General features: G+C 60.6%; 19 protein-coding genes. 7 read left to right on the forward strand and 12 right to left on the reverse strand.

Translation table 11 applies throughout. The features are described from left to right. Positions 1-68: 68 nt before the first annotated feature. Together M0D64_RS40045 and argF are read right to left on the reverse strand one after the other, a co-directional pair. Complete coding sequence (locus tag M0D64_RS40045; RefSeq protein WP_154558610.1) at positions 69-1,295, reverse strand: argininosuccinate synthase; 1,227 nt, start codon at positions 1,293-1,295, stop codon at positions 69-71. 246 nt (positions 1,296-1,541) lie between these two features. After that, positions 1,542-2,471, reverse strand: coding sequence for an ornithine carbamoyltransferase (argF, locus tag M0D64_RS40050; RefSeq protein ID WP_097390264.1), 930 nt, complete (start codon positions 2,469-2,471; stop codon positions 1,542-1,544). A 437-nt stretch (positions 2,472-2,908) separates the two neighbouring features. Between argF and M0D64_RS40055 the strand changes: the two genes are divergently transcribed. Further along, positions 2,909-3,256, forward strand: coding sequence for a DUF3579 domain-containing protein (locus tag M0D64_RS40055; RefSeq protein WP_154558609.1), 348 nt, complete (start codon positions 2,909-2,911; stop codon positions 3,254-3,256). 244 nt (positions 3,257-3,500) lie between these two features. Here the strand turns inward: M0D64_RS40055 and rpsT are convergent, their stop codons facing one another. Then, entirely contained in the window at positions 3,501-3,779 is a 279-nt protein-coding gene (gene rpsT, locus M0D64_RS40060) for a 30S ribosomal protein S20 (protein WP_054034306.1), read from the reverse strand. Between the two features lie 576 nt (positions 3,780-4,355). On the opposite strand from rpsT, the gene murJ reads away from it, so the two are divergent. Further along, on the forward strand, positions 4,356-5,906 hold the full coding sequence (murJ, locus tag M0D64_RS40065; protein WP_154558608.1) for a murein biosynthesis integral membrane protein MurJ: 1,551 nt from the start codon (positions 4,356-4,358) through the stop codon (positions 5,904-5,906). Positions 5,907-5,911: 5 nt separating this feature from the next. Further along, entirely contained in the window at positions 5,912-6,754 is an 843-nt protein-coding gene (locus M0D64_RS40070; RefSeq protein ID WP_154558607.1) for a SirB1 family protein, read from the forward strand. A gap of 110 nt (positions 6,755-6,864) precedes the next feature. On the opposite strand, the gene M0D64_RS40075 is transcribed toward M0D64_RS40070, so the two are convergent. From M0D64_RS40075 to lpxK, 5 genes are all read right to left on the reverse strand, one after another. After that, positions 6,865-7,623, reverse strand: a complete 759-nt coding sequence (locus M0D64_RS40075; protein ID WP_115780869.1) for a 3-hydroxyacyl-CoA dehydrogenase — start codon at positions 7,621-7,623, stop codon at positions 6,865-6,867. Between the two features lie 281 nt (positions 7,624-7,904). Continuing rightward, on the reverse strand, positions 7,905-8,570 hold the full coding sequence (gene adk, locus M0D64_RS40080; protein ID WP_266261728.1) for an adenylate kinase: 666 nt from the start codon (positions 8,568-8,570) through the stop codon (positions 7,905-7,907). Between the two features lie 214 nt (positions 8,571-8,784). Continuing rightward, positions 8,785-9,585 carry a 3-deoxy-manno-octulosonate cytidylyltransferase gene (kdsB, locus tag M0D64_RS40085; protein WP_266261729.1) on the reverse strand — a complete coding sequence of 267 codons (801 nt, stop codon included), beginning with the start codon at positions 9,583-9,585 and terminating at the stop codon, positions 8,785-8,787. 169 nt (positions 9,586-9,754) lie between these two features. Continuing rightward, complete coding sequence (locus M0D64_RS40090) at positions 9,755-9,958, reverse strand: Trm112 family protein (protein WP_006050060.1); 204 nt, start codon at positions 9,956-9,958, stop codon at positions 9,755-9,757. Further along, positions 9,939-10,955: a tetraacyldisaccharide 4'-kinase gene (lpxK, locus tag M0D64_RS40095; RefSeq protein WP_266261730.1), complete on the reverse strand. Its 1,017-nt coding sequence runs from the start codon at positions 10,953-10,955 to the stop codon at positions 9,939-9,941. Before lpxK ends, M0D64_RS40090 begins: the two co-directional genes overlap by 20 nt. Positions 10,956-11,531: 576 nt before the next feature. Here lpxK and xseA point away from each other — a divergent pair. Together xseA and M0D64_RS40105 are read left to right on the forward strand one after the other, a co-directional pair. Continuing rightward, positions 11,532-12,911, forward strand: coding sequence for an exodeoxyribonuclease VII large subunit (xseA, locus tag M0D64_RS40100; RefSeq protein WP_154558602.1), 1,380 nt, complete (start codon positions 11,532-11,534; stop codon positions 12,909-12,911). Between the two features lie 219 nt (positions 12,912-13,130). Continuing rightward, positions 13,131-13,709, forward strand: a complete 579-nt coding sequence (locus M0D64_RS40105; protein WP_054034297.1) for a superoxide dismutase — start codon at positions 13,131-13,133, stop codon at positions 13,707-13,709. A gap of 523 nt (positions 13,710-14,232) precedes the next feature. Here the strand turns inward: M0D64_RS40105 and M0D64_RS40110 are convergent. The 4 genes from M0D64_RS40110 to M0D64_RS40125 form a co-directional block, all read right to left on the reverse strand. Then, complete coding sequence (locus tag M0D64_RS40110; RefSeq protein WP_266261731.1) at positions 14,233-14,997, reverse strand: hypothetical protein; 765 nt, start codon at positions 14,995-14,997, stop codon at positions 14,233-14,235. A 394-nt stretch (positions 14,998-15,391) separates the two neighbouring features. Further along, a complete protein-coding gene (locus tag M0D64_RS40115; RefSeq protein WP_266261732.1) occupies positions 15,392-17,131 on the reverse strand; it encodes a hypothetical protein in 1,740 nt (579 codons plus the stop codon). A 1-nt stretch (position 17,132) separates the two neighbouring features. Then, positions 17,133-17,561: a hypothetical protein gene (locus M0D64_RS40120; RefSeq protein WP_266261733.1), complete on the reverse strand. Its 429-nt coding sequence runs from the start codon at positions 17,559-17,561 to the stop codon at positions 17,133-17,135. A gap of 52 nt (positions 17,562-17,613) precedes the next feature. After that, complete coding sequence (locus tag M0D64_RS40125; RefSeq protein ID WP_266261734.1) at positions 17,614-18,105, reverse strand: hypothetical protein; 492 nt, start codon at positions 18,103-18,105, stop codon at positions 17,614-17,616. A 730-nt stretch (positions 18,106-18,835) separates the two neighbouring features. Here M0D64_RS40125 and M0D64_RS40130 point away from each other — a divergent pair. After that, the gene (locus tag M0D64_RS40130) at positions 18,836-19,957 is read left to right on the forward strand and encodes a winged helix-turn-helix domain-containing protein (RefSeq protein WP_266261735.1); all 1,122 of its coding nucleotides are present in this window, start codon (positions 18,836-18,838) and stop codon (positions 19,955-19,957) included. A gap of 707 nt (positions 19,958-20,664) precedes the next feature. Beyond that, a complete protein-coding gene (locus tag M0D64_RS40135) occupies positions 20,665-21,666 on the forward strand; it encodes a dienelactone hydrolase family protein (RefSeq protein WP_266261741.1) in 1,002 nt (333 codons plus the stop codon). The last annotated feature ends 54 nt before the right edge of the window (positions 21,667-21,720 follow it).

Below are 21,720 nucleotides of genomic sequence, written 5' to 3' on the forward strand. Positions count from 1 at the left end.
CTTCGGCTGCGCTTCTCGGCGCTTAACTTCGCTAGCGCGAAGTTAGCCTTCACCCGAAACGTACGTCCTTAGCTGCGCTGACGACGCGCGTTCTCTGCAATCCGCATACGTAGCGCGTTCAGCTTGATGAACCCGCCGGCGTCGGCCTGGTTGTACGCACCGCCATCATCGTCGAACGTAGCGATCGTCTTGTCGAACAGCGTTTCCTTCGAATCGCGCGCGACAACCGAGACACTGCCCTTGTACAGCTTCACACGCACCCAGCCGTTGACCTTCTCTTGCGTATGGTCGATCAGCACCTGAATTGCGCGACGCTCCGGGCTCCACCAGTAGCCGTTATAAATCAGCGATGCGTAACGTGCCATCAGGTCGTCTTTCAGGTGGGCCACTTCGCGGTCGAGCGTGATCGACTCGATGCCGCGGTGCGCCTTCAGCATGATCGTGCCGCCCGGCGTTTCATAGCAGCCACGCGATTTCATGCCGACGTAACGGTTTTCGACCAGGTCCAGACGGCCGATGCCGTGCTTGCCGCCCAGGCGGTTCAGCTCGGTCAGCATTTCAGCCGGCGACAGACGCTTGCCGTTGATCGCGACCGGGTCGCCGTGCTCGTACTCGATGTCGAGGTATTCAGCCTGGTCGGGCGCCTGTTCCGGCGACACCGTCCAACGCCACATATCGGCTTCGGCTTCGGCCTTCGGGTCTTCCAGGTGACGGCCTTCGAACGAGATGTGCAGCAGGTTCGCGTCCATCGAATACGGCGCGCCACCTTGCTTGTGCTTCATTTCGATCGGAATGCCGGCCTTTTCAGCGTAGGCAAGCAGCTTTTCGCGCGACAGCAGGTCCCATTCGCGCCACGGTGCGATCACCTTGATGCCCGGTTCCAGCGCGTAGTAACCGAGTTCGAAGCGAACCTGGTCGTTGCCCTTGCCGGTTGCGCCGTGCGAGACCGCTTGCGCGCCGGTGGCGCGGGCGATTTCGATCTGACGCTTGGCGATCAGCGGACGTGCGATCGACGTGCCCAGCAGGTATTCGCCTTCATAGATCGTGTTGGCGCGGAACATCGGGAACACGTAGTCGCGCACGAATTCTTCGCGCAGGTCTTCGATGAAGATGTTGTCCTGTTTGATGCCGAGTTGCAGGGCTTTCTTGCGCGCCGGTTCCAGCTCTTCGCCCTGGCCGATGTCGGCCGTAAACGTGACGACTTCGGCGTCGTAATTGTCCTGCAACCACTTCAGGATGACGGAGGTGTCGAGGCCGCCCGAATAGGCGAGCACGACTTTCTTGATATCGCTCATGGTGAACTCGTAGCTGGAGAAAGCTGGAAAACAAGGCGCGCCGGCGGTTCCGGAGCGCGGAAAACCACTATTTTGACACTAAACCGCCGCGTGCCCGCGTTTTTGGAGCGGTGCGGTGGGTGAGCCGGTTCCGCCTGCAACCGTGGACGCCGGCTCGATGCGTGGCGTTAAACGTGGATGCCTTGCCTCGTATTCAAGGCCCCGTCACGCTTCACGCAGATGCTGCAGAGGGTGAAAAAGGCTCGCTTAGTGATTCAGCTTGCCGAGCAGCAGATATTCCATCAACGCCTTTTGCACGTGCAGACGATTTTCCGCTTCGTCCCACACGACGCTTTGCGGGCCGTCGATCACTTCCGCGCTGACTTCCTCGCCGCGGTGGGCGGGCAGGCAGTGCATGAACAGTGCGTCAGAATTGGCACGCGCCATCATGTCGGCGTCTACGCACCAGTCCGCAAAGGCTTTCTTGCGGGCTTCGTTTTCTGCCTCGAAGCCCATGCTGGTCCATACGTCTGTGGTGACCAGATCGGCGCCCGTGCAGGCCTCGTTCGGGTCGTCGAATTCCTGATAGAACGGGGCGCTTTCAGCCGCGACCATGGCGTGGTCGAGCTTGTAGCCCGGCGGCGTGGACAGGCGCAGCTTGAAACCGAGAATCTGGGCGGCTTCGATCCACGTGTACAGCATGTTGTTCGCATCGCCGACCCACGCGACCGTCTTGTCGCGAATCGGACCGCGATGTTCGAAATACGTGAAGATGTCCGCCAGCACCTGGCACGGGTGATATTCGTTGGTCAGCCCATTGATCACCGGCACGCGCGAATTCTCGGCAAAGCGCGTGAGAATGTCCTGGCCGAACGTGCGGATCATGATGATGTCGACCATGCGCGAGATCACTTGCGCGGCGTCTTCGATCGGTTCGCCGCGCCCGAGCTGAGTGTCGCGCGTGCTCATGAAGACGGCGTGACCGCCCAACTGGAAGATGCCGGCTTCGAACGACAGGCGCGTGCGCGTCGAGTTTTTCTCGAAGATCATCGCCAGCGTGCGGTCGTGCAGGGGGTGGTAGGTCTCGTAGTTCTTGAATTTGCGTTTCAGAATGCGCGCGCGTTCCAGCACGTACTCGTAGTCTTCCAGCGAGAAATCCTTGAACTGCAGGTAGTGGCGAATTTTCTTGGCGGTCATGAAACAAATACGGCGGTCTCACCCGGCAGGATTGCCGGACGGCGCCGCCGTCGTTTGTGGTAACTCAATGCAGCATAAAGGATTTCGCCCCGTTTGACGAGTCGGCCAAAAGGCCAGGCAAGCTGTCTGAAAGCCTTTCGCAACCGTCAAACGAGGCTTGTGTGCGGTGCGGAAAAAGGTCCGCTGCGCTATAATCTACCGGTTATCCCTAAGCCCAGCAGGCCGGTATTAAGCTTGCGGGACACGGCTCGCGCACTCCGGAAAGTTTCCTCGCGGTGCGCCGTCAAGATGAGCGCCGAGGCGGCTTATCTGGCCCTTCGTGGTTTCTGGCGGCGCAGCTCGCCATTCAGGCGTGGCCAACGTGTTCAGGCATCTCAAAGCCGCTTTGCAGTCAGCTTTGCCGTCATCCCGCTGGGCAGTCACACAGGTATTCCTACATGGCCGAAGCAGCTCCAACCGAATATTTCATTCAGGGCATCACGTCGACCGGAAAAAAGTTTCGGCCGAGTGACTGGTCGGAGCGGCTCGCAGGTGTCATGGCGTGCTTTGGTCCCAGCCCGCGCGGCAAGGGGCCGAATGCTTACCTGCAATACTCGCTGTACGTCCGGCCTACCATGATCGGCGACCTCAAATGCGTGATTCTCGATTCGCGCTTGCGCGACATCGAGCCGATGGCCTTTGATTTCGTCCTGAACTTCGCGAAAGACAATGACCTTCTCGTGACCGAGGCGTGCGAGTTGGAACTTGAGCACGCTACGCCGCAAGAAAAGAGGCATGTGATCTAGCGCGAGCTTGCCGGGCCGGATCGCCAGAAGAAAAACCCGCCAGTAGCGGGTTTTTTTGCGCCTGGAGCAATGGCTTCAAGGCGGGCGGCTCCAATGCGGTGGCTTCGATGTGCAGCCAACTGATTCGCGAGCAAGCGTGAGTCAGTATCCGGTTCCGTCGGCGCCAAGCAAAAAAGCCCGCCGAAGCGAGCCTTTCTGTAGCAGCGGAAACAGGAGGTAGCCCACCGAAGCGGGCTGACCGAATTTACTGCGCTGCGGGTGCTTGCAGACCCTTGAGGGCTGCAGCCAGACGGCTCTTGTTGCGAGCTGCCTTGTTCTTGTGAACGATTTTCTTGTCGGCGATGATGTCGATGGTCTTCGACGATGCCTGGAAGATCTCGACGGCCTTAGCCTTGTCGCCTGCTTCGATTGCCTTGCGGACAGCCTTGATAGCCGTGCGGAACTTCGAGCGCAGTGCCGAGTTGTGCGAGTTTGCCTTGGCGGCCTGGCGGGCGCGCTTGCGTGCTTGTGCGGAGTTAGCCATGACGGTTCCTTATCCTGTTCCTGTTTCCAGTACCTGACCTTCAAATGGTGAGGTGCTGCTTTTAGATCGAACTCTTGGAAGCGATTGCCCAAGAGCGCAAAAGTGTCGAAATAATTCGAAAAATCGATCGGACTACGCGAAGGCGGGCCCGTGTTCCGGTGTATTTCGAGGCTGGTCGGCGCCTCAATACGGCTTGCGCGCTGCTGGAGCGACGCCTGCCTACTGCGTGCCCGAACCTCATCGAAAACCCGTCCGAAAATTGAGCGAGCTTCGAAACCGGCGATTATAGCAACAAAATCAGGCACGTGGCAACGAGGAATCGCCAATTCCGAGATCCTGGGTCGGCGCGTATCGCCGGGGATTCTGTTAGTTTTGGCGAGCTTCGGCGGTTCACGAACGTCTCGACGCCGTCGCAACGGGCAAGCGGGCGGCGAGGGTGTGGCTCGAGGAGCCCGCGGCAAGCAACAAAAAAACAACCCGATCCGCTCATTCGACCGAACGTCTGCGGCGCAAATCGGTCCGATTCGCGTTCCGGCTCGTCGTCCGCACCTGCGGCACCCGTATAATAAGCGCCCCATGAATCTATTCCGAGCCCTGCTGACGGTCAGCGGCTTCACGCTGCTGTCGCGCGTGACCGGACTGGCCCGCGAAACGCTGATCGCCCGCGCGTTCGGCGCCAGTCAATATACTGACGCGTTTTACGTCGCCTTCCGTATTCCGAACCTGCTGCGCCGCATTTCCGCCGAGGGTGCGTTCTCGCAAGCCTTCGTGCCGATTCTGGCCGAATTCAAGAACCAGCAAGGACACGACGCCACCAAGGCGCTCGTCGACGCGACCTCGACGGTACTTGCCTGGGCGCTCGCGATTCTCTCGCTGATCGGCGTGGTGGGGGCGTCGGGCGTGGTGTTCATCGTCGCGTCAGGGCTCGCGCATGAAGGGCAGGCGTACGCGCTGGCGGTCACGATGACGCGCATCATGTTCCCGTACATCATTTTCATCTCGCTGACGTCGCTGGCGTCGGGCGTGCTGAATACGTACAAGAACTTTTCGCTGCCCGCGTTCGCGCCGGTCCTGCTGAACGTCGCCTTCATCGTCGCGGCGGTGTTTGTCGCGCCGCGCCTGCAAACGCCGGTCTACGCGCTCGCGTGGGCGGTGATCGCCGGCGGCGTGCTGCAATTCATCGTGCAACTGCCGGGTCTGAAGAAGATCGATATGCTGCCGCGCATCGGCCTGAATCCGCTGAAGGCGCTCGCGCACCGCGGTGTGAAGCGGGTGCTGTCGAAGATGGTGCCGGCGATGTTCGCCGTGTCGGTCGCGCAGATCAGCCTGATCATCAACACCAATATTGCGTCGCGTATCGGCCCGGGCGCCGTCTCCTGGATCAATTACGCCGACCGGCTGATGGAGTTTCCGACCGCGCTGCTCGGAGTCGCGCTCGGCACGATCCTGCTGCCGAGCCTCTCGAAGGCGCACGTGGACGCCGATCCGCATGAGTATTCATCGCTGCTCGACTGGGGGCTGCGCGTTACCTTCCTGCTGGCCGCGCCAAGCGCCGTCGCGCTGTTCTTCTTCGCTCAGCCGCTCACCGCGACGCTGTTTCACTACGGTAAGTTCGACGGCAACTCGGTGGTCATGGTTGGCCGTGCGCTGTCGGCCTACGGCATCGGCCTGATCGGCCTGATTCTCATCAAGATCCTTGCGCCCGGTTTTTACGCGAAACAGGACATCAAAACGCCGGTGAAGATCGGCATCGGCGTGCTGATCGTCACGCAGATGAGCAACTATCTGTTCGTGCCGATCTTCGCGCATGCGGGTCTCACGCTGAGCGTCGGGCTCGGCGCGTGCGTCAATGCGCTGTTCCTGTTCCTCGGCCTGCGCAAGCGCGGCATCTACATGCCGTCGAACGGCTGGTTGAAGTTCTTCGTGCAGTTGTTCGGCGCCTGTCTGGTGCTGGCCGGCACGATGCACTGGCTCGCGATCAGCTTCGACTGGATTGGCATGCATAACCGGCCGGTAGACCGCATCGTGTTGCTGGGGGCGTGCCTGGTACTGTTCGCCGCGCTATATTTCGGTATGCTTTGGCTGATGGGCTTCAAGTACGCGTATTTCAAAAGGCGAGTGAAGTGATCACGATGACGCGAGTTCTCGACTATTTCAGTACGCTGGTTGCCGAAGATGACAGCCTGCCGCTGACCGAGGCGGCGCTCTCGCTCGCGCAGGACGCTTATCCCGATCTCGATTTGCAAGGCACGCTGGCCGAGATCGACGAGCTGGTTTTGCGTTTGCAGCGCCGCATGCCGGACGACGCCGACATCAGGCAGAAGGTCGGCATTCTCAACCGTTTTTTCTTCCGCGAGCTGGGTTTCGCCAGCAACCTCAACGATTATTACGATCCCGACAACAGCCATCTGAATGTGGTGCTCAAGCGGCGCCGCGGCATTCCGATTTCGCTGGCGGTGCTGTATCTGGAGATGGCCGAGCAGATCGGCATTCCGGCGCGCGGCGTGTCGTTTCCGGGTCACTTCCTGTTGCGCGTCACGACGCCGGACGGCGACGTGATGCTCGATCCGACCAGCGGACATTCGCTGTCCGAATCGCAGATGGTGGACATGCTGGAGCCGTATGTGGCGTCGGCGGGCGAATCGGTGAGCAGGGCGCTGCGCATCTTGCTGCAACCGGCCACGCGCCGCGAGATTATCGCTCGCATGCTGCGCAATCTGAAGTCCACTTATCTTCAGACGGAACGTTGGCAGCGTCTGCTGGCGGTGCAGCAGCGTCTCGTGATCCTGCTGCCGGACAGTATCGAGGAGGTGCGCGATCGCGGTTTCGCTTACGCGCGGCTCGATTATCTGCGCCCAGCGCTCGAAGACCTCGAACGATATCTCGGCGACCGGCCGGATGCGGAGGACGCGACGGTGGTGGAGTCGCAGTTGCATGAACTGCGTCAACGCACCCAGTACGACGACCGCGACTAAGAGCCGCTTTCCGGCCGACCGGTCAAAACAAAACAAAACGCCTGCACGTGACTCACCTGCAGGCGTTTTTCATTGGCGCGGCCGCATAAAGCGGCGCGCTGGGTACATCATTACTTCGGCTGCATCCGGATCGCGCCGTCCAGACGAATCACTTCGCCGTTGAGCATCGGATTGTCGAAGATCTGCTTGGCCAGCATCGCATACTCGGCCGGTTTGCCGAGACGCGGCGGGAACGGCACCATCGCGCCGAGCGCATCCTGCACTTCCTGCGGCATGCCGAGCAGCATCGGCGTTTCGAAGATGCCCGGGGCAATCGTCATCACACGGATCGCGTTGCGCGACAGGTCGCGTGCGATCGGCAACGTCATGCCGACCACGCCGCTTTTGGACGCAGCATACGCGGCCTGGCCGATCTGGCCGTCAAACGCGGCCACCGATGCCGTGTTGATGATCACGCCACGTTCGCCATTCGCATTCGGTTCGTTCTTCGACATGGCCGCGGCGGCGAGCCGGATCATGTTAAAGGTGCCGATCAGATTGATGGAGATGGTGCGAGCGAACGACTCGAGAGGATGCGGGCCGTCTTTGCCGACCGTCTTGATGGCGGGCGCAACGCCCGCGCAATTGACGAGGCCGCGCAGCGTGCCGAGCTTCGTGGCGGCTTCGACCGCTTGTGTGGCGTCGTCTTCGCGGCTCACGTCGCACTTGACGAACACGCCGCCAAGTTCCTTCGCGAGCGCCTCACCGGCATCCTGATTCAGATCGGCCAGCACCACCTTGCCGCCGTTCTCGACGAAAAGGCGCGCCGTGGCCGCGCCCAGTCCCGATGCACCGCCGGTGATCAGGAATACGTTGTCACGAATCTCCATGTCTTCTCCTTTGCTTCAGTTCAGTAACGTCTCGATCGAATATCTTTTCGATGATCGATTGTAACGGCTATGCTGCAATGCGGAAAGCGAAGCGGCGGGGGTGCCGGCCGGGTGAGGCCTCTGTCGAAGACCGATAGTGCCGCTGAACTGCTACGGATGGCTAATTAATGCGGGGCGCGGTGGACGATGGAGATCGGGGGTAAGAACGCATGTCGCACCGCGTGCAATAAAAAACCCGCCGGAATGGGCGGGTTTTTCGACCGACAACCGCAGTTGTGCGATTACTTCAACGCATCGAACGCGCGGTTGCGAATTTCGTCGACCGAGCCGAGGCCCGAAATGCGGCGATATTGCGGTGCCGTCAGCGAGGTCGCCGGGTCGCCGTTTTGCGCCCAGTTGTTGTAGTACTCGATCAGCGGCTTGGTTTGCGCAACATACACATCGAGGCGCTTCTTGACCGTTTCTTCCTTGTCGTCGTCGCGCTGGATCAGCGCTTCGCCCGTCACGTCGTCCACCCCTTCAACCTTCGGCGGGTTGAACTTGACGTGGTACGTACGGCCCGACGCGGCGTGCGAGCGGCGGCCGCTCATACGCACGATGATCTCTTCGAACGGCACGTCGATTTCCAGCACGTAGTCGATCGCGACGCCTGCCTGCTTCATGGCTTCAGCTTGCGGAATGGTGCGCGGAAAACCGTCGAACAGATAACCGTTCGCGCAATCCGGCTGCTGCAGGCGTTCCTTCACCAGATTGATGATCAACTCGTCCGTGACCAGTTCGCCGGCATCCATGAAACGCTTGGCTTCAAGGCCGAGCGGCGTGCCTGCCTTGACGGCGGCGCGCAGCATGTCACCGGTGGAAATTTGCGGAATGCCGAATTTTTCCTTGATGAAGTTTGCCTGAGTGCCCTTGCCCGCGCCGGGCGCACCCAAAAGGATCAAACGCATGTGATATCTCCAGATCTATGTGAATTCTTTGGTGACGCTGCAGCCATCCCGCGATTCGTCGAGGGACCCGCATCGGCTGCCGTTTCGCGTCTCGCGCAGCACGTCGAACACGACGGCGCTGCAAGACCACAACGGTGCGACCGGGGCAAACCCTGACTCTCGCGTTTAACGGGAGGCGCGCACAACCGTCTGATTATGCCATGGGTTTTTCCGCTCAAGCCCCGAATAAAGCCTGTACGCGCGCGAGATCGGCGGGCGTGTCGACGCCGGGCAGCGGCGCATTCTGCGTGACGAGCACGGCGATGCGCTCACCATGCCACATCGCGCGCAGTTGTTCGAGCGCTTCGACCTGCTCGATCGGCGAGATCGCGAGACCCGGATACGAGCGCAGGAATCCGGCGCGATACGCGTACAGGCCGATATGCCGGTGGACGACCGCGGGCGCCGGCGGCGTGGGCATCGACGCCACGTCGGGCCAATGCGGCTGATATGCGTCGCGTGCCCACGGAATCGGCGCGCGCGAGAAATACAGCGCGACGTCGCGCGCGTCGAGCACGACCTTGACGACGTTCGGATTGAAAATTTCCGCTGGGTCGGTGATCGGATGTGCAGCGGTGGCGATCGCGCAACCATGGCTCGAAGCCAGGTGCGACGCCACGCCGCACACGAGCGCCGGGTCGATTAGCGGCTCGTCGCCCTGAACGTTTACCACGATCGTCTCGTCGCTCCAACCGAACTGCGCCGCTACTTCCGCGAGACGGTCGGTACCCGACGGATGATCGGCGCGCGTCAGCACGGCTTCGAAACCGTGCTCGCGGGCCACATCCAGCACCGCTTGCGCGTCGGAGGCGATCAGCACCTGCTGCGCGCCGGATTCGCGCGCGCGTTCGGCGACCCGCACCACCATCGGCTTGCCGCCGATGTCGGCGAGCGGCTTGTTGGGCAGACGCGTCGAGGCGAGCCGGGCCGGCACGACGGCGATGAACGGGGGAGTGGTGGCGTTAGCGTTGGTCATCGGAAGGACGAGCGGCGATGAAACCGGAAGAATGCGCTCGCAAGTGCAGTGCGGGCGCTGATGGGAAAGACGGCAAACAAGACGGCAAATGCGGCAATTGCTGATCAGACACGCACGGCGCGCTGGATGGTCTCGCGCCGCACCCGCCCCGCGTCGGGCAAAAGCTGACTCAGGCCACAGAACCCGGATTCAGATCGACCGGCGTGCCTTCCACGGTCTGCCGTGCTTCGTCGACCAGCATCACGGGAATGCCGTCGCGGATCGGATAGGCAAGTTTGTCCGCGTTGCAGATCAGTTCCTGCGCAGAACGGTCGTAGCTGAGCGGGCCCTTGCAGATCGGGCAGACGAGAATTTCAAGCAGGCGAGCGTCCACGGACTTTCTCCACAACTAATGCAATGAGGCGATGATCGAGCGCGGCTTCGACAGGGACAACCCAGATGCGCGCGTCGTGCCAGGACCCTAATTTTACCGCATCCTTTTCAGTTATCAGGATGGCGTCCGCGTCGACGTCCGCAAAAGGATTGCGTTCGAACGCGTAGTGATCCGGCAAGGCGCGGGTGGCGGGCGAGAGGCCAGCCGCGCGCAGCGTCGCGAAAAAACGCTCCGGCGCTCCGATGCCGGCCGCGGCCAGCACGCGCTCGCCGCTGAATTGCGCGAGTGGGCGGCGCAGACCGGGGTTGTCGAGATGCCAGGCGTCGGCGGGCGCGAGTTGCAGCGCGAACGTATTCGGCCATGCGGGCAGCGTGCGGGCGTACGGGTCGTTGATCAGCGTCGCATCGCGGCGGCGCGACAGCGGCTCGCGCAACGGACCGGCCGGCAGCAGAAAACCATTGCCGCCGAGCCGGTGATCGAAGACCACCAGTTCGGCGTCGCGCTTGAGACGGTAGTGCTGCAAGCCGTCGTCGCTGACGATCACGTCGACTTCGCGATGCGCGGTGCACAGCGCCTGCGCGGCCGCGACGCGATCCGGGCAGACCCACACTGGCGCGCCGGTGCGGCGCGCAATCAGCAGCGGTTCGTCGCCGCCAACGCTTGCCGCCGACGTCGCGAGAACCGGCGTCGGTCCTTTGACGCGCACGCCATAGCCACGCGACACCACGCCGGGCTTAAAGCCGGCGGCGCGCAAGGCTTCGACCAGGGCGATGACGGTCGGCGTCTTGCCGGTGCCGCCAACTGTCACGTTGCCGACCACCACCACCGGCACGCCAATGCGCACGGATTTTAGCCAGCCGAACGAGAAAGCGGCGCGGCGCGCGGCGGCAATCGCGCCAAACACGCACGCGAAGGGCGTCAGCGCCCAGGCAAGCGGTCCACGCTGCTGCCACTCGCGCGCGAGGCGTGCTTCGAGACGGTCGCTCAGTCCGCTCATCGGCAAGCCGCAGGGACGGGCGAAAGGGGCCGGGACGGCGGCACGGAAGCGCCAGGCGCAATACGCGGTGCAAGCATCAACGCGGTTCTCCGGACAGTCGAAAAGTGAAGCGAAAAGGTCAGGCAGCGGCTGCATCCGATGCGCTCGCGCAGTGTGCCCGCAGTCTGCAGTCAATGGGCCGTCATGGCGAGCGCGGCGGACGTTCAACATGCCGTCGAACCCGCCACTCTAGCGCGCTCAAGTCCCGCCCGGCAAGTCACGCGCCTCGCGCCGCACGGCAAGTCACGGTTCCGGACGATGCTCACAGCCTGTGGATAACTTTGTGGAGAACCTGCCCATCAACGGTCTGAGAGGGCCGCGCCGAGCGCTCCGTATCGGCAATCGTTCTCTTTAACGAGATGCAAAATCCATATAAATCAAAGACATGCTTCCAATTCACGCGACCTGGCGGGCGATCTGGCGGCATTCGTCTAACGGCTCCCGACATGTGGACACTTTTAACAATTCGTCTGCTGTGCTGGACGCCGATGGCCACTCGGTCTATCGTCTGTCCGGCCAGTCACCGATATTCCTCGCATGAATCCCGAAAGCCCTTTTTCCTCGTCGGCTACGCCCGGCGGTGAAGTTGTCGTCCCCGTTTCCGCGCTCAACCGTGCGATTGGCACGATGCTCGAACGCTCGTTTCCGCTCGTCTGGGTGTCCGGGGAAGTGTCGAACTTCACACGTGCCGCGAGCGGCCATTGGTATTTCTCGATCAAGGACGCGCAGGCACAGATGCGCTGCGTGATGTTCCGCGGTCGCGCGCAATACGCCGAGTTCACGCCGCGCGAAGGCGACCGCATCGAAGTGCGCGCGCTGGTGACGATGTACGAGCCGCGCGGCGAGCTGCAACTGAATGTGGAAGCGGTGCGCCGCACGGGGCAGGGGCGTCTTTACGAAGCCTTTCTCAGGCTGAAGGCGCAACTCGAAGCCGAGGGTCTCTTTGCCGCCGAACGCAAACGCGCCTTGCCGGCCCATCCGCGTGCGATCGGTATCGTGACGTCGTTGCAGGCCGCTGCGTTGCGTGACGTCCTGACCACCTTGTCGCGCCGCGCCCCACATATTCCGGTGATCGTCTACCCGGCACCGGTGCAGGGTGTGGGCGCCAGTGCCAAAGTAGCGGCCATGGTCGATGCTGCCAGCGCGCGGCGCGAAGTCGATGTGCTGATCGTGTGCCGCGGCGGCGGCTCGATTGAAGACCTGTGGGCGTTCAACGAAGAAGTGCTGGCGCGCGCGATTGCCGAAAGCGCGATACCGGTGGTGAGCGGCGTGGGTCACGAAACCGATTTCACGATCGCCGACTTCGCCGCCGACGTGCGCGCACCGACGCCCACCGGCGCCGCCGAACTCGTCAGCCCGCAGCGCGTGCTGTTGCTGCGCGAGCTCGATCATCGGCATGCGACGCTCGCTCGTGGCTTCGGCCGCATGATGGAGCGGCGCGCCCAACAACTCGACTGGCTCGCACGCCGGCTCGTGTCGCCCGCCGAGCGGCTCGCGCGGCAGCGCACGCATTTGCAGCAATTGAGCGTGCGGCTGGCATCGGCGGGCGCGCGTCCCGTGCGTGACGCCCGAGCGCGGTTTTCTCTGCTGCAGATGCGCTGGCAGCGCTGGCGGCCGGATCTCGCCGCGCATCAGGCAAAGCTCGGCATGCTCTCACAGCGTCTGGACGCAGCATTGTTACGCCAGCATGAACGTCAGTCCGCGCGTATCGACACGCTCGCTGCCCGGCTCGAAGTACTGAGCCCGCAGCGCACGCTGGAGCGCGGCTATGCTGCCGTGCTCGACGCACAGAGCGGCCGCGCGGTGCGCTCGCCGTCGTCGCTGAAGCCGGGGCGGCGCCTCACAGTGCATCTCGCCGAAGGGGCGGCGGACATTGCCCTCGCCGACGTGCAACCGCGCCTGACCGACGGTTTCTGACACTTCGCCGACGGTGCGCAAAAGCGCATTTTTGACCGTCGCGAGAGTCGGGCACAGCCCGTGCGAATGCACTAATTACGCTATGTGTGCGGCATGTTCGTCGATGCCGGGCATAAAGTCCGTTGGTTTGCGGGGTTATTCCAACTCGCCTACAATCGAGTGCTCTAAAGCGTTATCCGCAGACTCCCCCACAACAGATACAGACACAAGGAAAGCACCATGGAACATACGCTCCCGCCGCTGCCGTTTGCAAAAAACGCACTCGTTCCGAACATGTCGGAAGAGACGCTTGAGTATCACTACGGCAAGCACCATCAGACCTATGTGACCAACCTGAACAATCTGATCAAGGGCACGGAGTTCGAGAACCTGTCGCTCGAAGAGATCGTCAAGAAGGCATCGGGCGGCATCTTTAACAACGCTGCTCAGGTGTGGAACCACACGTTCTTCTGGAACAGCCTGTCGCCGCAAGGTGGCGGTGCACCGACCGGTGCATTGGCCGACGCGATCAACGCCAAGTGGGGTTCGTTCGAGAAGTTCAAGGAAGAATTCGCCAAGACCGCAGTCGGCACGTTCGGCTCGGGCTGGGCATGGCTGGTGAAGAAGGCTGACGGTTCGCTCGACCTGGTGTCGACGAGCAACGCGGCTACGCCGCTGACCACGGACGCGAAGGCACTGCTGACGATCGACGTGTGGGAACACGCGTACTACATCGACTACCGCAATGCGCGTCCGAAGTTCGTTGAAGCGTACTGGAACATCGTCAACTGGGCATTCGCGTCGAAGAACTTCGCGTGAGTTTGCTGTTCCGTGACAATAAAGTTTGGAAACGGCAACAAAGTTCGGAAAGCGGGCAGGGAGCCACGCAATAAACTTTGGAAACTGTAGCCGATATGAAAGCCCTCTACGAGAGGGCTTTTTTGTGGCCGTCGCCTTGGCCTTGGCCAAGGCGGTTGCTTCGAGCGGACAGGCTAAGGGGTATGGGCGACTAGGTGGCGCGATGTTGCCAGAATGACCGTTCTAAGTCTCATAGTCACTTAGCGCGGTCGGGCTATGTCGACCACGACAAAATCGAAGTCCTCGGCGATGCTTCCGGCCACCCATGTTCCGAGGCGGCGGTTTTGCCAACAGGGAATCAGGACGACCTCGAAGAGGCGAATTCTGCCGAACGAGGACCGGTTCACGACCGATGGTCTTACGGACTTACCATCCGTCCGAGTGCCAGTTACGGCCGTCCGTCGACGAAAATACACGGTCGTTTGAGCGGCCGCTCCGCTCGATCAGCGGACTTGCATGCTCGCACTGGCCACCATTTTCGTGACTACCACCCCATCAGGTCGTAGATGGCGGCGGCCGGGACGATGTAGAGCAGATCGAACTCCGGCGAGTATTCATAGACGATTCCGCCGAAGCTGTGACTGATGATCCCTGCCTCGCTCTCGTGAATGCGCAGGACCGGGCATCCGCTGATGCCGCCGATCGTAGCCGGCTCTGGCTCATATCCCTGCCGAACCCATTCAGCGCGCTCGAACTGACAGACCAAATAGTCGTCCCTCGACGTCGTCACCGGCGTCGCGCCGCAGCTGTAACTTCCGAAGTTGAGTTCCGCCACGCTAGGTTGAAGGCGAAGATCACCGGGAAATCCGCCGAAGGCAATTCCCATCCCTTCGGGCACGAGCTCCGAACGCGCGTCCTCGATCTCCAGGAATGCTTCGCCAATGCCGTTGGAATCGCGGGTAATCTCGGCGGCCTGCGCTGCCGACAGCCGGATCACCGCGACGTCCGGTCTGTCACGTTCCTCGGCCAACTGCGCGAACGGATCGAGCCGGCAATTCGCGACCTGAAAGAAGGCCCGTTTGGATTCCGCGCGCTTCTGGCGGAACCCATCGAGGACATGATGGCACGTTATCGCGAAGTGCTCTTCGCCTCGGCGAATCAAGGAAGCCGATCCATTGTTCACGACCAGCGGATCGCCGCGGCGCGGCCAGATTCCGAAAAATGCTGGCTTTGTAAAGCGCAGTGGAAAACGCATGAGCTCGAGTCCGAACGGACCGGCGAGCAGCGCTCTTGCTTCGTCTGGCGTCATTTTGGATGTGCCGCAGAGTGTGGATCGCGAGACCGCACAAATAGCAAGTTTCTCGCGATCCGTACAGAGGGGATCCGATCAGTTCGCGCCCTTGACGCCTTGTTTGATGTCGCCGAGGTCGCGCGTGACCCAAATCAATGGTATTTAGCCACCCGGTTTGAAAATGTGTTCCGCGCCTACGTCTCCGTGCGGCCATGAAGCGTCATTCGCCCGCGGCGTCGCTCGGACATTCAGACGTCGTTTCCACCCAGGAAGCGGCCGTTCGCGATGGCGAACGTTGCTTGATCGGCCTTAGCAGACGTCGATGTGATTGCGCAGGTAGGATTGCTATCGAACGCAGACTAGCCACTCGAGAGGAGCCAAGGACGAGCCAAGACTTCCACCCGATACAATCTTAATGGGCCGGTTCCGCCTGCGACCAAGCGAACGTGACTTGAAGGGCGAAGTCGATCGCATGCTCAGTGACGGTGGACTGCGTCTTTTTCTTCTCCTCCCGCGCCTCGGGAGTATCGCCTTGATGTTCACCGTTATCTGCCACCGCCTTGATCCAGAGGCAATGGGTACGCTTCAGCGCGCGGTAGAAGCCGTACCCTTCCATATCGAAGGCCACGACATCGGGAAACGTCTGGCCAATACTTGTGACCAATTCGGTACTCGCATTCTCGATCTTTGTGCTGGCGCTTGCCAAGCCCTTATCCGCCACCACCGCGTAGTCAGTCTGGCGCTCACTCAGCAAGCGAGCGACAGCATACAGTCCATTGTCTGTCTCACCACCATGAGGGCGGAACCGCTCGCCGTCCTCGGTGAGACGTCGATGATCGAACCCATACACTTCATTCGGAACGACGACCGTCCCGGGGGACAAGCCCTTGCCCGGCAGGCCCATACACATGCCGACCATCAATGCGACGCTCGGATGAAGCAGATGGCTCAAATGGGTAGAGAGCACACCTGCATCAACGGCCCCTTGAAAGGCCTGCCCGACTAAATACCAAGCCACACCGGTCCGTGGATCGGTAAACCTAAGGCCGAAATGTGTCCTGTGCTGATCAAGAAAGACCATTTTCTCCGGGCCAAATTCCTTGGTCAGACGCAAGCGAACCACCTCAAGCTCGACGGCGGCGGCCGCCACGCAGAGCACCGTGGTCTTGGGAGGCGCCTCAGGGGCAGGCGAAACAGGCGATATGTCGTTCATATTAAACATAGGAAAGGAGGTGGAGGGCGACGGATCGGACACCGCAGCCGATCCGGCTGCCCGATGGTCGCTCATGGCGAGTTGCGTCGCGGCCAGCCACTCCGGTTCGTTACCGATACGAACTAGGTCGCTGGGCGAACACTCTAGCAACTTGGCCACACGGTCTTGTGCCTGCATAAACCGGAGCATCTTGATATATGACAGATCCGGGTTGCGTGATGGAATGGCGAAGGGGCTAGCCAGTTGCCTGAGGTCGATCATGACGCCGGCCTGCAGGTCGTCCACATAGCTCTTGAAATACCCTTCGTTGATCACGCTCCGAATCCGTGAAGCCACCATATCGGACGGATTGTTCAAATCGAGAATTTCATAAACGTGCTCGGGAACGAACGCGAGACTGCCCAGTTCCTGCGGCACGCGTTCCAATCGCGCTTCCAGACCAGCTAAGGGTGCTTCCATCGCGTCGCGCAACTTGCGCATCAGGCTGTCGTCTGCCACCCCTTGCTTCCAGTGCTCGGTGACATCGCGCGTGGCGCTGCGTTGGCGCTGCATATAGGTCAACTCGGCGGTCGATGCGTGCTCGGCTCGATACCATTCATGCTGCAAACTCCCCTTGCGATAAAAATCCTCGTCTTGGCGCTCGCGAACATACTCTTCGATGTTGACCGCGCTGCCCGACAGCGCAATGTGGCCGAAGCTCAGCAAGTCCTCCAACTCGCCCAAGATTTGCCGGCATAACGGGGATTCGTAGTAGGAAGCAGCTGGCACAAACACGGTATGCGCACACGCCACCGCGATGCGGGTAGCCAGTCGCATCTCCCGGACAAACGCGGTCGACTCCGCGGCACGGCCTTTGTCGGCAATGAAATGCGTATCGAAAAAATGGAGGAAAAGACGATCCAGCTTGGTCGCCGTCTCGATGGAGCCCGGTGCACGCATATCAATCGAACAGACGAGCCTGCGGGTCTTCGACCATGCAGTCTTCCCGGAACGTCGCAATCAATCTATCGAGCCGGCCGAGCAAGGGCGTGGCGCGCCACGCGGACAGTTCGTCGTGATAGGCCTCGGGGACATTTTGGAGCAGGAAGATTTTCTTCGATTGGGCGAACGCCACCGCAATTTCCGCAAAGGTGTTCGGGCCGACATAATTCAAAATCCCGTGTCGATCCACGTTCACGGCGAGCACCCCGTAGGTGCGGGGATCCCGAATTTTACGCAAATGCGCAAACGACACGCGGCGCTTGAAGGTTTCGAACTCGAACAGAGACAACTGCTGCACGACCTCGTCTTCCGGCTCGGGGACGACGGTCGCGATGCCCTCGGCATTCAAGACGCTCGCGCAATCAAGCAATTCGGGATAGGCGCTCATGCTCCCGATAAGGACGATGCGTCGATTGCTGCGAAACTGCAACGTACCCGGGTTACGCATCGCGTAGTGTTCCCGCTATCAATTCCTGTTCCAAGATGCTTGTAACGTTAGCACCGTCGTTGAATGGCCACTCCGGCACCCACGTCGAGTCGGTCACGCGGCTCAGGAAGGTTGACCGGTCAAGAATGAACGCATCAGGCACCCCTATCGGCAGATCGTTTGGACGCTGACTGAAATAAATCGGCCGTCTCGCCTGCACGACACGCCCGACCTCGTAGCATGTGGTCCGGCCAATATAGCCATTCGGCAACACGGCATACACGAGACTCGCACCGAGAATGCGATGGAGCGCAAGCGATTGCACCGCGTCATCAGACAGCGCCGGATCGTCGGTCCCGTACCGGACAAATTCGTGGCCAGCGTTGATAATGCTTTCGCCTTGCGGCGTCGTCACGGTGATTCCCAATTCACGCAGCGTGCGGCATAAGGCTTGGATCTCCTCGTTGTGCTGCTTGAAGCTGCCGATAATTGCGATTGTTCTCATAGCGCTGCTGTCTCCCCGATCACGCAGCGGCTATTGTAGCGAAGATCAGACTAGCACAGCCCGCAGACGCCGAGGACGCTCGATCAACGTTTGCCGGTCGGCACACACACAAAAGCGCCAGACCTATTCTCGTGAGAACGCATATCGCGTACGTGCGGTTATTCTCCGCTGACTGCTCGGGGTCGAAACGGTGAGTTGGCGGATGCCGGAAGCGGCCATCACGCTGCGCGGCGCCGCACGGTCGGCAACCCGCCATACTGCTGACGTTCAAGGAGACTCGTCGAACGTCTGCAAAGGCCGAACTCTTATTTTCTAGTGCGACTAAACGAACGACCGTTGTACCTTGAAAGCTGCCCATATGTCGCGCTGGGACGACCGGCTGCAGTGGGTCGAACTGAGCCGTTCAAGGTCACTTTGACGGGTCTTCTCAGGCGGAGACTACCCGAAGCGTCAGTCCATCGCGATCTGATGCATGTCGTTGGGAGCGCACGCGGCGTGGAAAAAAAAGCCGGCGCGAAGCCGGCTTGAAAGGATCTAGCGTCCGAGTGAGCTAGAACCTGAGAGAAGGGCACAGCCCCGGCCTTCCCAGCGACACTGAATGCGACTGTGAATATCTGACGTGAACGGAGTCGCGCATACTACCTGACAATCGCCTGGGTATGCTTAAGGAAAACTGAAGGGCCAATTTCCAGGTACCACGCGAAGCGAGGAAGGGGTTTCGCCACGAAAGATGCCGGAAATCGTGTATAAATATCGCCAATACCAGAGCGATATAACCGCCAAAGTACTTCCGCAAATTACAATGAGAAAACACTTGGACGATGCTCCGCTCGCGCGCCGTCGGGCTCTCGCTGCTGAACTCCTATTGAACGGTGAAGGTATCAGCGAAGTATCCAGGAAGGCCCGGTTGAGTCTTCCGACTGTGAGCAAATACAAGATCCTGATAGAGAAGGGTGGACCTGAAGCCCTTGCGCGGCTTCGTATCAATGGGAACGTCCCGCGCCTCGATGATGCTTCGCAAAGCTGGCTCGTTAGCGCGATCAAGCACTCACCTGGGCTTCTCGGCTATCCAGGGCCGACCTGGACTATAAGCCAACTGCGCGAATTGATCTTCCGGCGTTTCGGCGTCCAGTTTTCAGCTTCGCATGTTGGCCACCTTGTTCGGGGCTATGGCCTCGCATACCGGCTCACCTATTCAACTTCAGAAAAAGCGTCGCCTGCTACCGGCCGGAAATCGCCGAGCGACGTCTATGCCGCGCGCCGAAAGATTGCTGCGAAAATGCTGCTGGATGGGGACAGTGTCGAGCACGTCGCGAAAGCGCTCAACATCAGCGTGCGCACCATTACAAAATACAAATCAATGGTAGTTGCTGATGGCGTTGAGGCTGTTGAACAGATCAAGTCATCCGGGCGCAAAGCCACGCTTGGCCCCGAAGCCCTTGAGTGGTTACGGGCGACATTGGAGGGCAGCCCCATGGCCCACGGCTATCAAACCGAACTCTGGCGAAACGGGGATGTTCAGAAGCTGATCAACGAAAAATTCGGCATTTACCACTCCAGCGGACATGTGAGAACCCTCGTCGGGAAGCTCGGACTGGAGCGCAGGATGCGACCACCGAAGCAGCGCACTGAGAAGAAGCACCTGACGATCAACGATGAAACGCTGGCATGGGTAGCCGCAACAGTCAGGGAATCGCCGCGAGTCCACGGCATAGACGCTGATCATTGGACGAACGGCCGTTTGCGCACCGTGCTTCATCGGCGGGTGGGTGTCGACTATTCCCGAGGATATATTTGGGAAATTGCCACCCGTGCCGGCGTGGCGGACCTGCTTACAAAACTCCGTAGCTGATCAATTCTTTCTGGCCCTGGCCGCCTCGTCATGTTTTGTGCGGCCATCAGGCGTCCGTCGCATTCGCCGGGTGAGTGACCGAGATGGGTGGCAACTTCTGCCATATGTGATCTCGTCGGTGGTCGCGTGCTCAGCCGTTCTGTCTACCTGGGCGCAAGCCGCCGCGTTGACATGCAGCATCATGGTTAGGCTGACTGCACCGTGTGTACCGGGCTAACGCGATGACATAGAAATTTGGCTCATGTTGAGCCAGACGCGGCCGCTCACGAGCCGTTTCGGAAAGGCTCAGTCGGGTCGCACTGAGACAAATAACCACCGCCCCACGACGCTGGCCATCGACCTGCACCGAACTTCCGTAGCCGACCCGTTTGAGTCAGTCAGAGGACGCTCCCGAGCGTCTGTTCTTCGGTCGACAGAGGTCGATCGCCGATGGCGGTCCGTCCTGCCGCCGGCTACTCGGGACACCCGTGCCCGGTGCAATCCATCCGATCCATGAATTGGGCAGCCGCTTATTTGATAGAGCATGTATGAACGAGAACCCTTGAATGTTCGTTGCTTTGGCTCCCACGGGCAGTCTGGCGCTGTCAGGGCCGTTTGCATCGCCTAGAATGTATTAGGTCCTGCGTCGTAAGGGTCAGCCCTCGCTAGATGACCAGCGGCGGCCGGTGGGTTCGTGTCGAGTGGTCAATGTGGGAGGACTTATCTTGATGCCGTTCGAAAGACATCCGCCAAGCCTGCGTCAGCTTGCGCTCGTTGTCGTGCTCATTCTCGCGACTGGCCTCTCACCTGTTGCTTGCGCACAGGTTGCGCGAATGGAAATCGTCACTTTTGCGTCAGTTACGCTGACCGACCAGGAATTCTTGGCGGGCCGCGAGGATGGCAAACCGGTGACTGTGGCTGGCGAACTCCGCCTGCCGCGCGCAGGCAACGAGAGATTCCCGCTGGTCATCCTGCTTCACGGCTCGGGAGGCATAGCCGGGTTTGTGACGGACTGGGAGCAGGAGCTCCTCGCGATGGGGGTTGCCACCTTTGTCATCGATAGTTTCACCGGTCGCGGCATCACCAGTACAAACAACGATCAGAGCCAGCTTGGCCGGCTAGCGCAAACCGAAGACGCGTATCGTGCGCTGGCGGTATTGGTTAAACATCCCAGGATCGACCCAAGCCGGGTGATACTAATGGGATTCTCGAGGGGTGGTCAAAATGCCCTCTATGCAAGTCTGACTCGATTTCAACGAATGCATCTTTCCGCGTCCGGAGCTCGCTTCGCCGCTCATATCGCTCTCTATCCAGACTGCAGCTACACGTACCGCGACGACGACGATGTTGCTGCTCCCGTTCGGATATTTCACGGAATCGCCGACAATTACGACCCCGTTGCGCCGTGCCGCGCCTACGTCGAGAGGCTAAGAGCTGAGGGCAAGGACATCCAGATTACGGAATATCCCGGGGCGGCCCATGTGTTCGACGGGCGGGCGTACAAACCGGCGGTGCAGCTCCCCCAGGCACAGACAACGCGTAACTGCCGGTGGGAGGAAGGAGAAAACGGGCAACTTTTCAACGCCAAAACCAAGCAACCTTTCTCCTACGGCGATCCGTGCGTCGAACGCGGGGTAACCATCGCTTACGACGAAGAAGCAGCAATAGAAGCCAGAAAGGCTGTTGAGGAGTTTGTTACCGCCATGCTCAAACCGCCACGCTCTCCGTAGCTGGTTGCGCAAAGGCGGTTGGTTCGCATTCCTTGTTACCTGAGGCTGAAGGCA

This window comes from Paraburkholderia sp. WS6 (genome assembly GCF_030464835.1).
Classification (GTDB): Bacteria; Pseudomonadota; Gammaproteobacteria; order Burkholderiales; family Burkholderiaceae; genus Paraburkholderia; species Paraburkholderia madseniana.